Origin of the sequence: Subsaxibacter sp. CAU 1640, assembly GCF_023156585.1 — a bacterium.
GTDB lineage: Bacteria > Bacteroidota > Bacteroidia > Flavobacteriales > Flavobacteriaceae > JBPOFM01.
This window is the reverse complement of sequence record NZ_JALNMI010000001.1, coordinates 45,174-58,695: the sequence shown is the minus strand read 5'-3', so window position 1 is coordinate 58,695 and position 13,522 is coordinate 45,174. Positions and strand designations below refer to the sequence as shown.

Sequence of the window (13,522 nt, the reverse complement as noted above, 5' to 3'; positions counted from 1 at the left end):
TATTGACAAATGTTTAACGGATGATTTTAATAGATAAAAATATTACAATTTTACATAAAATTAACATTCCAATTTAGCTAATCGATAAAGTGCAAATAATGTAGTTAAACTGCAGATTTCTTACTTCAAAATACGAATAATCCTATGCTAGCCAGTTAGTTATTGGTAAGTATAATTCAATGCACTGCTTTTTTGGTTTTTTGACGTCCATCAGCCACTATCGCTTTGATGATCAAAGTGCCATTGCTAATGTCACTTAAAGGAATGCTATGCTCTAAAGAATTGATATCAGTAGAGTTGATTAATATTCTGCCGGTAATATCGTATATCAAGATAGCATGAATGAGTTGAGAGCCCGATGTAACGGTTACTTTTTCATTTGCCACCAATATGTTTAAATCAGTCAAAGCAACAGTACTGATATTCAAAGTTTCATCGGTGTATCGCAAAATGAATCGGTCTTCAAAGGTGCCAACGGAAGTCGTAAACTGGTACGGAGACTGTCTTAAATTATGTATTACAGCGTCATAGGTGTCTTCTATAAAAATCGGTTGTTCTGTATCTAGGAAAAGCCCATCTACCGCATTGATCGCAATTGTGTAAACGCCGCTAGATGGAAATACGACTCCAAGAGGTACCGTATCGCTCTCCTCGAAAGGCAATGCTTTGCCTTGAATTACCATTTTTTCATTTTCAACCATTGAATAAAAGCGGGTATTTCCATCATTTAAATCATGACCATCAAATAGCCGATCGACAGCATTTGTTGCACCTTCTACATAACCTACCAAAATTGAGTTAGCATATTGGTTAGGAGCTATCAAATCGAGCCATATCCTATGTCGCTCTATTTCCGTTTGAGTTTCTTCCTGTGTGCGGTAAAATTGGTCATTTCGATAGGTGTCTCTTCTCATAGTATTATTAAATACCACATTTGAAGTCGTTGACGGTGTGTTGGGGTCCATCAACACAAAAAAGCCTTGGCCAGCGGCAATTCTTCCTGAAAAGCCGGCCGGGGATGATCCAGTAGAGTTGTATTTAATATAATCATTAGGGTTGTAATTGTAGCCAAAGTCACCATAAAATGGATCGTTGTAGGCGTTGCTAGGAGCGGTGATATGTCTCCATAAATAAACTGTTCCTGAAATGGCTGGTGAGACATCATCTATGAGTTCAGAAGCATTCAGATTGATAAAGGCATTTGCCAAAATAGCAGAAGGATATGGGTTTCCAATTAGATTCCAATTATCATCTAACTGTGTGGCAATAGTGGAGCCTGCACCTGGGTAGTTGGCACCGGAATACGTTCCTCTTTGAATTGGTACCGTAATAATTCCGTTGTTTGGTTTACCGTTAAATTGTGCGGTGTTTGATGGCGCTGGAGCCAAAGGTGTCGTACCCGACAATCCTCTGACAATATATCCTTTACCACGCTGCATGATAGATGAAGGATGTTGCCATTCTCCATAGTTTCCAACCCCATTACCGTTAACTGTTGGTACCCAATGCCATATATTGTTGACATTAGTACCTGGAGAAATATTCGACACGTTGAAATTTTCAACCGGCGAGGACCAATAAACATAGTCTTGATTAGATACCCCATTTACGGTTCTTTGCATCATGATATTGCCTGAATTTGCATTCGAAGTCACGTCAGTGACTTGAATCAAACTGGCATCATCTCTAATGATAAATGTGGCGTTATTAGCTACGGTGACCCAATCTTGAACTGTTAAATACGTATTTTGAGCCAGTTCTAAAGTGCTGTTGCTAGCAAGGTTTAGGGTTTTGGCATACCCAGGGTTTGGAGGTGTTGGCGGTCCTGGGTAATCAATGATAGGTAAATTTGCTTGATTAGTGATATTCACACAATCATCGCTTGTTGGCTTTCCTGCAGGTACCCAGTTGTTGTGTTCATTCCAATCAGTGTTTACCTGTCCTTTCCAGTTTTTGCCAATTATGTAATCGGCTTGGTAGCGTGGACCTGTACTTGCTGGACAATTGGCCCAAAATGTATAAATGCCTGGGTTGCTAGTGTTTGTTAATCCAGATCCTGGTGCTCCAATGGGATTGAATGTAATACCTGTGGCTATTGGAGACCCTCCGGTTTGAGCTGTAAACCATTCCATTTCGGCTTGGGGACCAGTCACAGTCCATCGGTAAGGACCAATATGGGTGGTATTCGTAAACGAAAATTTAGTAGTAATTAGCTTATATGGAACACCTGCAGTAAGAGTGGCTGTAATTTGTGGATTTAAAGAAGGACCATCATCATCATCACCAGCTATGTAAGTTCCAGAAGCACACGAACCCGGAATAAAATTCCCATTATTCACTACTATGTAACCCATGGCATCGAAATAAGGGGAAGGCGTTTCAAGATTAAACCTGTAAGAACCTGTAGTATTTACGGTAAAATTTATTGAAGAATAATTTGATGTCACCGAAGGATCGAACTGGCATGGGTCATTACTAGAGATAAATATGATAGGTTGCAACGCTCGTGGATCTGACCCTTGTAAAATTCCAGATAATGTATTACCTAAATTAGTGGTTCCGCTACAAAAAATAGTTGATACCAAGGGTTGGCTTGTGTCGCCAGGACATCTTAAAGCAACATCCACAATACCTGGAGGTGAAGGAGAGGTGGCGCAAATACCAAATGTGCCGTTATTGTCATTTCCGTTTTCCCAAACACGTATATAAATGATTTGACCTGGTGTAAGTCCCAATAAGGTAATTGAAGGCATTAATCCGTTTGCACTATCGTTATCATCACATTCAAGTAATGTTAGAGAGTTGCAGTTTCCGGTATAAAGTGCCATTCCTCCATCGGTCATTGCCATTGCTTGTGTATCTATTGTAATTTCACCAGTTGAGTCGGCAATCACATAAAACCACACGTCTCCACCTATATAATTTGCGCATCCTGGTGCTGGCACTCCAGTACTGGCGGTGGCGCCAGCGTTTGTATATGTTGAGTAAGAGCAATTGGGGGTTAAAGGCAAGAAAATAGCATTCCTGCACCTATTATTTGGTGGTGGTGGTGGAGGAGTACTAATGCATATATTAAAATTTGCTTGAGCTGTAGCAGCACCAGCCGCATAACCATAAACTCGAACATAATATGTTACACCTATAGAAAGACCTGTTACGTTGAATGTTTCTGGGTTACTATCGTCAACATAAGCCAATGTAGAACAGTTACCAGATGAGCTGCTATATACACCTATGGCTAAATCACCAGTAGAGCCAACCAATGGAACAATGTCCAAAAGTGATATTTGATGATTGGTGTTTGTTGCAACGAAACTGAACCAAACATCATTATTTGGAGTTCCAATGACGTCGTCTGGTTGAGGAGAAGCAGTTGCATAGGCTGTTGAGCCGGCCGTAATTGCCGTACAAGATAAAGACGGATTAACTGTTAGTGCAACAGCATCAACACATTCGTCGTTTGTGGGCGGTGGAGGGGGTGGGGTGATACAAATACCAAAAGTACCATTATTGTCGTTGCCATTTTCCCACATTCTAATATATAAGGTTTGGCCTGGAGTTAAGCCTGATCGTAAAATTGCTGGCATGAGGCCGTTGGAGCTGTCATTATCGTCACATTCTATTAAAGTCAATGAACCACAAGTTCCGGAATAAAGTGCCATACCTCCATCTGTCATTTGACCAGATTGTGTATCTATGACAAAACTCCCAGATGCGGGAACTGTAAATTGAAACCAAACATCGCCACCTATAAAATTCCCACACCCAGGATTTGGAACTGAAACCGAGTTAGTGGCACCATAATTTGAATAAATATTATAATTGCAGGTTGGATTTATTGATAAGTTTATTGCATTACATGGTTCGTCGTTTGAAGGAGGAGGAGGCGTTGAGGACACCAAATGGATGTCATCAATTCCCGCTGGAGGGTCCACACCCAAAGTTGCATTGTTTTTCCACTCAATAACAAGTCTAAAAGTGGTGCCAGCATACACAGGAGGTATTACCAGTGTTGGTGTCGGATTCCAAGTACTACTGCCACTAAAGTTACCTCCAATTTGAATATTGCCATTAGGTGCTGATCCTGTTGCTGTGATTTCTGTACCATATGTTGGCGCATAAGTTATAGGAACCAACCAAATTCTCATTCGGTCATTGTCTCCTTCACCTTGTGCAATCCATATAAAGTCAAGGGTTATGTCTGATTCGTTCGCAGGTATTGTAATATCTTTGAAAATATGAGTCGCCCTGTTCGCATTAATTGTGTACTTGTGTGGTGGTGACGTTGCATTGGCATTGTTAGAGACATAGGCAGCTTTCCTATCTGTAAAACCTGGAATCGCACCATTACCGCACACCCATTGATTTCTATTTGGATTTGAGCTGTTTGTTACTCGCCAACTGTTTTCAGAGAAGGTGTCTCCATTCTCAAAACCTCCATCTAAATCACGATGTATGTGCACCGTCTGTCCTAATGCCGTATATGAAAACAACATTATCCAAATAAATAAAAAGCAAATGATCCAAATTGATGATTTAGAAGAGCGTACATCAAATTTAATCGTTTGGATTAAATGAAATTTAATTAAAGACATAAGGGACATACTAACTTTCATTAAGAATCATTGTTAATACTTAATGAAATTTTATAATTATCGTTATTAATCGTAAAAAAAATTGTTAAGGCATAAAAATATTATAATTTTAATTTGTTGAAGTGTATCTTATTTTTTATTCGTTCAAATGATTGAATTTATAGACCAATGCAATATTGTCTTTGACAATTAGTTGTAGATTAAGAGTATATCCTCAAAAATCATCTTAAAATGTTATTAATTATATGATTCTACATTTTAACAAATAGCTTTAGTGACACTCATAAAAAACCCCGACAAAAAAGTCGGGGTTTTTTATGAGTGTCAATCTAAATTATATCTGTTTAGTTTATTATCTTTTTGGTTTTTATAGAGTTATTTTGAAGTATTGCTTTTACAACAATTGCGCCTTGACTTATTTTGTCTAAACTTATATTAAATATGGTAGCATTAATCGAACCATATTTCATTATAAGTTTTCCTGCCATGTCATAAATTTCTATTTCTTTTATTGGCGAAGTATGAGAAGTGACTTTTATATAAGACTGCAGCTTGATAATACTGACGTCTGAAGTATCTGTGAAATCTGGTGTGTATAGGGTGCTATTCTCCTCATAACGTAGCACAAATCTATTATCAAATCTTCCTGATTCTGAATTGAAAATATAGGGTGCCGCTTTTAGATCATGTAAATTACCTGTCTGAAGATCTTCCAAGAATATGTTTTGTTCATTTGTGGAGAACAAACCATCTGCGCTATTAATGGCAATAGTGTACATGCCTGGTTGTGGTATCAAAACACCCAGGTGTACTCGGTCGCTATTGTTTAATGGGTAAGGTCGCCCTTGTATGATCATTGCATCTTCACCAATTTTGGTATATATGTTTTGTGTACTGTTATCAATAATTGGAGTGTCGAATAATCTATCAAAGGTGATAGTGGCCTCTGGTGTGTAGCCAATCAAGGTTGAACTGGTTTTTCCATTAGGAAGTATCATGTCTAACCAGATTCTGTGACGTTCTAACTCAAGATCTATATTGCTTTCATCAGAACTTCTCAAAAATTCGCTATTATGTCCGCTCACTCGCATTGAATTTGAGAAATATAGATTTTCAGTTGTACTACCGGCATCTGTCATCAGTACAAAAAAGGATTGGCCAGCAGCCACATAGCCATCAAAGGTGTTAGGTGGTACCGAGCCCATTGAATTATAGGTAATGTAGTCGTTACTATTATAGTTGTATACAAAATTTTGATAGAAAGGATCTGGGTTGGCTGCAGAGATAACTCCCCCATGAGGCCATAGATAGATGCTTCCCAAGATATTTGAATTGGCAGGATTTGTCAAGAATACATTGGCTGAAATCGCAGATGGGTATGGGTTGCCTATCAAGTTATAGTTATCATCATCTTTGGTTACGAGACGACCTTGGTAAGTTGTATTTGGACCCACATAATTGCCACGCGTAATTGGCACTATAATATTTCCGTTTCTTGGTGTACCAGTGAAAGTAGCGGTCAAAGGTTGAGGTGTGTTCCAATTGCTAGGTCCTCTTACGATATATCCAGTTCCCAGACCCATCGTTTCTGCTCCAGGATTAAACCAATTGCCATACACGAAACCGCCGCCTGCATTAGTGGTAGGTAACCATTTGAATTTTACTGACATTGGTGTTAATGGCGAAAGATTTGACAATGAATAACCGTCTACGGGAGAGGAATAATATACATAATCAGTTTTTTTGACGCTTGCAGTACGATCCATTCTTAATTCACCAGCATTAGCAACATTGTCAATTTGAATGAGACTTGCATTGTTTCGTATAATGAAATTATTAGTCCCCTCATTTCTCACCCACTCTTTGATGTTCAGATTGTTTCCAGACTGTATCTCAAGATTTCCAGAATTCTTTATAGTAACATTTCGTGCGAAGGCATCAGGAACATTCAAGATTTTTGTGGTTGATGGTATCACCACGCAATTGTCAATTGTAGGAACCCCAAAAGGTAACCAGTTGTTAGGATCGTTCCAGTCTTGAGAAATATTTCCTTTCCAGATTCTTGATTTGTTTGTAATGGTAATAGGTTGACTAGTATTGCAGCCATTACTCAACGTCGCAGTAGCGGTAAAATTAAATGTTCCCAATTCCAATTGAGCTAGAGTAGGTTTGATGTAAACCGTGGTGGCAGGAGATCCTTGGACATAAGGTATGGTCGCGGCAGCATCCGTAAAAGCTGCCACTGGAGGTGTACCGACCCAAGTAAACGAAGGTGCTAGCGGTCTCTCCCCATAAAGTTTGATGTCGTCTATAGCTACACCGTCTCCCCATCCACTGCTGTACCTGAATCGTATTCTTAAATTAGGCTGATTTAGATATGCCGATGGTACATTCAGGGTTATTTCACTGAAGCGGGTACCGATGCCAATTGTTGAATTATATGTTACTGCATTTGTCCAATTAGTTCCCCCATTTGTAGAGACTTCAATCGATACATTGTCACCTGCAACTGACGCATAATAATCAGAATAATACATTCTAAAGCTCAACGTGAGATTTAAAAACCCTACGGTGCTGACCACCGGCGATCTTAATGCATTGTCATATGAGCCAGCACCAACATCTGATGTTGCCATGGCGAACTTATTAGGCCCAAATCCAGATGAAATTGCTGGAAACCAAACTTGCTGTGCTGGGATAAAAGTACTTTGTCTACGTCTCCAATTGGCCTGTGCATTGTTGGTGCCGAGCGTTTGACCGGTAAATGTTCCTAATCCACTTAATCCAGCATCCTCAAAGCGCTCATCTATAAGCGTTACAATTTCATTATCGCCAGTTGCAGTCAGCGTCACTATGGAATCCTCTCCACACGATTCTGGGTTGGTGGGCGTATAGGTGATATTTGCCACAGGTTTAACCGTAGCCACAATAGCCGTTCTAACCAAAGACTCGCAACTGCCATTAAATGCTGTTACGTAATATGTACTTGTCGCGGACAATGAAGGAGACCAATAGGCAGTGGTGCCACTTGAAACTGCTGTGGTTTGTACAATTGACCCACCGGTAAGTGCATTGTACCATCTTATCTCTGTAGTGCCTGCTGAACCTGTTGCAGATAAATTTACGACGACATTGCCACCAGAAGGATCTCCACAGTTTTCACCATCTGCGAGTGAAGTGATGATTGCGGCGCAACTGGGTATGACTTCGAATATATAATCCTCGGTTTCGCCATAATAAGCAATATTTTGGCAAGCATCGAAGGTGGAACTGCCTCCAGTTTCATTAATTCTAATTCTGATTCTATACAAGCCTGGAGTTTGAGTTAAAGGAACTTGAAAACCAAACGTTGTTGAAAATATACCCGTTGTACCGCTAGAGTACACTTGCTCACCTGCCGCAAAGTTTCCATCCTGGTTCCAGTCGACCCATGCTTTCATATAGGACACGTAGTTGGCAATATTTGCAAATACATTAATACCTTCACCTTGGGCTTGTCTACTAATGTTTGTTAAACCTGTAAAGTCTTGATAGCCTCTAGGGTTATTGGAGTAGGTGGAGTTGTTAGTAACGTCATTTAAAGTTCCGATAAATGAAACAGTGTTGATATAAGTACTTGTTTGATAGAAATTTGATACTGAAGGTGTACAATAACAAGGCGCACTCGCTGTCGTAAAGCTCCATACCATGGGTGTGCCGCTTGTATTTCCACAGTTATTTTTTGGAACAATAGACCAATAATACGTCGTATTGGCTAAAAGTGTTCCTGTAGTGTAATTTGTGACAGTTCTATTAGCGACGAACGAAGGTGTTGCACTTGTACCAAAATAGACATCATAGCTTGTGGCGTTCGTTACCGCATTCCAATTTAATGAACTCACTGCTCCATTGCCTGCATAGCAAACTCCAATAGTTGCATCGGCAGGCACGGGATTTGTCGCAATTGTAGTTACTGGCTCAATGACTGTTCTTGTAATTGAACGTTCATTGCTCCAGCAACCAGTTGCATTATTTTGAGCTCTTAAATAGATAGTGTATGCACCTGCACTGTTTAAGGTATATGTTGGGTTACTGTTTGCTGTAGACGTTCCATTGGAAACTGTCTGCCAATACCAAGTGACACCTGCTGGGGGCGTTCCTGCAGCTGAAATAATAACAGGACTGCAATAAGGTGCGGGAGTCGAAGATAACCCACCTGGCATTGAAGGGCTCGTGTTAAAAACCATATTTGTAGAACTAACTGCAGTGCCTCCTGAAGTGGTTACAGATACAGGGCCTGTGGTGCCTGCACCTAGGGTTACTGTAACCGAAGTTGCATTGTTTGCAGTGATTGTAGCAGCAGTTCCACCGATTGTTACTGAAGTTGTTCCTAGTAGATTAGTACCCACTATGGTTATGGCACTTCCTGGGCATACGGGTGTAGGAAATGAAGATATAGTTGGGGGTTGTGGAGCAGATACATTCACGACATAATCTTCAGCCTGTCCGTATCCTGAACCAGTTTGACATGGGTTTGTTGAATACCCCGCAAATCTTTTCATGACTCTCATAGCTGTCGTACCAATCAATGCAGTTGATGGAACAGCTATATTCCCGTTCAATACTACTGCATCTACGCCTGTTGAATTTGTAATTGTTCCTATATCATACACCTCATTGGCAACATTTCCAAAAGTTCCATTTCGGTCCCAGTCTATATATACTCGTATATAGTTTGTGAAGTTTCCATCCGTATTACCTTTAATTGAGATAGGATAGGTGGTATTTTGCTGAACGATAGCGGTATCACAAAAAGCTTCCAGAGCTGTAGACCCATTGACCGTGTTAGAAGTTGTTCTATTGATTCCTGCGAAAATTACATTTGTTATTGGTTCGATAGCGGATGTAAATGTTGGAATACAGTAATTCATTTGACTAGAGGTATATGAAATTCTAATTTGCCCATCCCCTCCATTTCCACCAGTTCTGTTTGTAGTATTATTTACAAAAGCACCAGCACCTCCGCCTCCTGGAGCTAATCCGTTATTGCCATTACCACCTGTTGTTCTTTGATTGCCTCCATTTCCACCCCCATTGGCACCATTGCCACCTGCACCACCAACAGTTGGGGTTCCATTAGCACCATTGGTTCCAGCCGCCACAGTGTTACCTATGCTCAATGTGCTGGACCCGATTCCTCCGGTCGCTGTAGCGCCATTGGGAGCAGCACCTCCCGCTCCGCCCTGTGCGAATAAAGTGGCAGTTGTGCCGAACCAAGTGGCTCCTCCAGACACTCCAGAAGTTGTATTGCCCGTAGCTCCAGCCCCAACATTATAATTTATTGATTGTCCCGGAGTAACATTTAATGATGACGAAGCATAAGCACCGCCGGCACCACCGGCACCACCACCTGTATTGTCTAATGTTGTGCCTCCTCCGGCACCACCGCCACCCCATACTTCCACAGTTATAGATGTTACATCACAGGGAACATTAAAGGTTCCTGATCCTGCTATAGATATAGTTACGGTTTGTGCTTGAATACGAACATGATATAATATCGAAACAATAAAAAATATTCCTATAGTTAGTTTAGAATAGTGAGTTTTCTTCAAATCAGGGTAAGAAAACTTTGAGCGTCTAGACGCTCCTGAAGCATATAAAAGGTACATAAGGATATACTTTGGAATTTATGAACCAAATGTATGTAGGGTTTGTACATTTTGATTCTAGGCGTCGCCAAAACTCGATTAAATGACGTCAAATTGCTAAATTATAATCATTTAGACACACTTTTGTAAGTAATTGCCTTCTAATATACCAATTTCAATATTTACTGATTCTATCATAATTACGTATTTTTACAAGCATGTTAGACACAAATATTTTTTGCCCTATCCAAAATAAGAAGCTTTTCAAAAGTAATTTTAAAGATTTGGATCTGTGCCTAAAACCTGATTATTTAATACACCCAACTATTTCAGGCAATAAATACAGAAAGCTGAAGTACAATCTTGAAGAAATAAAAAACAGGAATCATAATACTGTCTTAACTTTTGGAGGAGCTTTTTCGAACCATATCTCGGCTGTAGCCGCTGTAGGGAGAGATTTTGGATTGAATACCATTGGTGTGATTCGAGGTGAAGAACTTGAAAAGAATCATCATGATAATGCTACATTAACCTTTGCCAAAGCGTGCGGCATGACCTTAAAGTTTATCTCAAGAGAGGCTTATCGAGATAAAGAATCCAGAGAATATTTAGATTCTTTGAAACACGAATTTGGAGATTATTACATGTTGCCTGAAGGAGGCACGAACTCTTTAGCTATTAAAGGTTGTGAAGAAATTTTAAATTCAGAAGACACTATGTTTGATTACATCTGCTGCTCTGTGGGTACTGGAGGCACCATTTCTGGATTGATAAATAGTAGTTTTCCACATCAAAAAATTATCGGATTTCCTGCCTTAAAAGGTGGGTTTTTAAACAAGGAAATCCATAAATTTGCCACAAAAGATAACTGGACCCTTATTGAAGATTATCATTTTGGTGGTTATGCCAAAATAAATAATGATTTAATCGGTTTTATAAATACTTTCAAGTCTCATTATGACATTCCGTTAGATCCTATTTATACAGGGAAAATGATGTATGGGATTTTTGATTTGATGAAAAAAGGGTATTTTCCAGAAAGTTCAAAAATTCTTGCCATTCATACTGGTGGACTTCAAGGAATTGAAGGTATGAATTTAAAATTAAAACAAAAGCAATTACCGCTAATAAGGTAAACAACTATGAAGCAATTTTTTCTCATTTTGATAATTAGTATAACGATTGTAGGCTGTGGGTCGAAAAAACGCATTGTTACCAAGAAGAAAAACTCTCCACCACGAACTGAACGTGTTATAGTAAAATCTAAAACTGATGAGCCTAAAACTGAAGCCGAAACACCTTCTGAAATAGTGGTGAACCCAACAGAGCGCAAGACTTTTGCCAATAGCACGGAAGAATATATTTATAATTACAGTGAGATAGCGAAAGAAGAAATGAGGCGATACAAGATACCTGCAAGCATCACTTTGGCGCAGGGTATTTTGGAATCAGCTTCAGGGCAAGGCCGTTTGGCGCTTGAGGCCAATAACCACTTCGGCATCAAATGTCATGATTGGACAGGTGAGAAAATTTACCATGACGATGACCGCAATCAAGAATGCTTTAGAAAATATAAACATGCCAAAGAATCTTTTGAAGACCACTCTATATTTTTAGCACATCGAAATAGATACGCTGGTTTGTTTAAGTATGACCAAGACGATTATGAAAGTTGGGCGAGGGGTTTAAGAGCTGCAGGTTATGCCACAGATCGGAAATATCCTGAAAAGTTAATCAGTTTGATTGAACGTTTTCAACTCTATAAGTTTGATGAGGAGGTTTTGGGCCATACACCCAAAGTGCGAACTAAACGCGTCGAAACCGTAGAAGCTCCAAAAACACATGAAGTTGTAAAAGGTGATACCATGTACTCACTGTCTAAACGATACAATATGACCATCGAAGAATTGCAACGCCTGAATGGTATGCGAAACAACGACTTAAAACTTGGTCAAATTTTAATTATCAAATCCAATTAATCCATGCTTTATCAACGAAGCAGCGCACTTTTTAAAAAAGCTGAACAATCTATTCCTGGCGGTGTCAATTCACCTGTAAGAGCGTTTAAGGCCGTGGGAGGCACGCCATTGTTTGCCAAATCAGCAAAAGGCGCCTATGTCTATGACGAAGATGATCATCGATTTATAGATTATATTAATTCTTGGGGACCGATGATTTTAGGACATGCCTTTAAACCAGTAGTTAATGCTGTCATTGAGAAGGCTAAATTGGGCACCTCCTTCGGAATGCCGACTTCTATTGAGACTGAAATAGCCGAATTGGCAGTGTCAATGGTGCCAAATATTGATAAAATTAGATTTGTAAATTCAGGAACCGAAGCCTGCATGAGCGCTGTAAGATTGGCGCGAGGTTTCACCAAAAAAGATAAAATCATCAAGTTTGCAGGTTGCTATCACGGACACAGCGATTCATTTTTGATTGCTGCAGGTAGTGGTGCCATAACGTTTGGCTCTCCCAACAGCCCTGGCGTGACCGCAGGCACTGCAAAAGACACCTTGTTGGCACGCTATAATGACCTTGAACATGTAGCCTCGTTAATTGATACCAATAAAGATGACATCGCTTGCATCATATTAGAACCAGTAGCAGGTAATATGGGCTGTGTGCCTCCAAAAGATGGATTTTTGCAAGGTTTGCGTGAATTGTGTGACACGCACAATATTTTGCTCATTTTTGATGAGGTAATGACAGGATTTCGCTTGGCCAAAGGAGGAGCACAGGAGCTTTATGGTGTCAATGCTGACATTGTTTGCTTTGGAAAAGTGATAGGAGGCGGTTTGCCTGTTGGCGCTTTTGCAGCACGCAATGAGATCATGGATTATTTAACGCCTTTAGGACCTGTCTATCAAGCCGGAACTTTGAGCGGAAATCCGTTAGCGATGGCTGCAGGATTAGCGATGTTGACACATTTAAATGATAATTCTTCCATTTTTGAAAGTTTGTCTAAAAAAACTGAATATTTACATAAGGGTTGTGAAGAAGTGTTGAGCAAGCACGGTATTGTGCACACTATTAACCGTGTAGGTTCAATGATATCCATTCATTTTGATGAACGACCAGTCACTGATTTTGAAAGCGCTGCCAATGCCAACAATGAACGGTTCAAAACTTTTTTCCATGGCATGCTCAAAGAAGGTATTTATATAGCACCAAGTGCATTTGAAACTTGGTTTTTGTGCGATGCTCTGACATACAGCGATTTAGATGTCACAATAATGGCTGTTGAAAAAGTTGCAGCCACACTATAATTGCAAAAAGTAATAAACAAAAAAAGCC

At 39.8% G+C, this 13,522-nt stretch carries 5 protein-coding genes; 3 read left to right on the top strand and 2 right to left on the bottom strand.

Annotation, left to right across the window (positions count from 1 at the left end; all coding sequences use genetic code 11):
* Positions 1-176 precede the first annotated feature (176 nt).
* Entirely contained in the window at positions 177-4,496 is a 4,320-nt protein-coding gene (locus tag M0G43_RS00225) for a hypothetical protein (RefSeq protein WP_248022485.1), read from the bottom strand.
* Between the two features lie 443 nt (positions 4,497-4,939).
* Complete coding sequence (locus M0G43_RS00220) at positions 4,940-10,246, bottom strand: GEVED domain-containing protein (RefSeq protein WP_248022484.1); 5,307 nt, start codon at positions 10,244-10,246, stop codon at positions 4,940-4,942.
* Between the two features lie 197 nt (positions 10,247-10,443).
* On the opposite strand from M0G43_RS00220, the gene M0G43_RS00215 reads away from it, so the two are divergent.
* The 3 genes from M0G43_RS00215 to hemL are packed head-to-tail and all read left to right on the top strand — an operon-like array spanning position 10,444 to position 13,494.
* Entirely contained in the window at positions 10,444-11,361 is a 918-nt protein-coding gene (locus tag M0G43_RS00215) for a 1-aminocyclopropane-1-carboxylate deaminase/D-cysteine desulfhydrase (protein WP_248022483.1), read from the top strand.
* Positions 11,362-11,367: 6 nt separating this feature from the next.
* On the top strand, positions 11,368-12,204 hold the full coding sequence (locus M0G43_RS00210; protein WP_248022482.1) for a glucosaminidase domain-containing protein: 837 nt from the start codon (positions 11,368-11,370) through the stop codon (positions 12,202-12,204).
* 3 nt (positions 12,205-12,207) lie between these two features.
* Positions 12,208-13,494, top strand: a complete 1,287-nt coding sequence (gene hemL / locus M0G43_RS00205; protein ID WP_248022481.1) for a glutamate-1-semialdehyde 2,1-aminomutase — start codon at positions 12,208-12,210, stop codon at positions 13,492-13,494.
* Positions 13,495-13,522 lie beyond the last annotated feature (28 nt).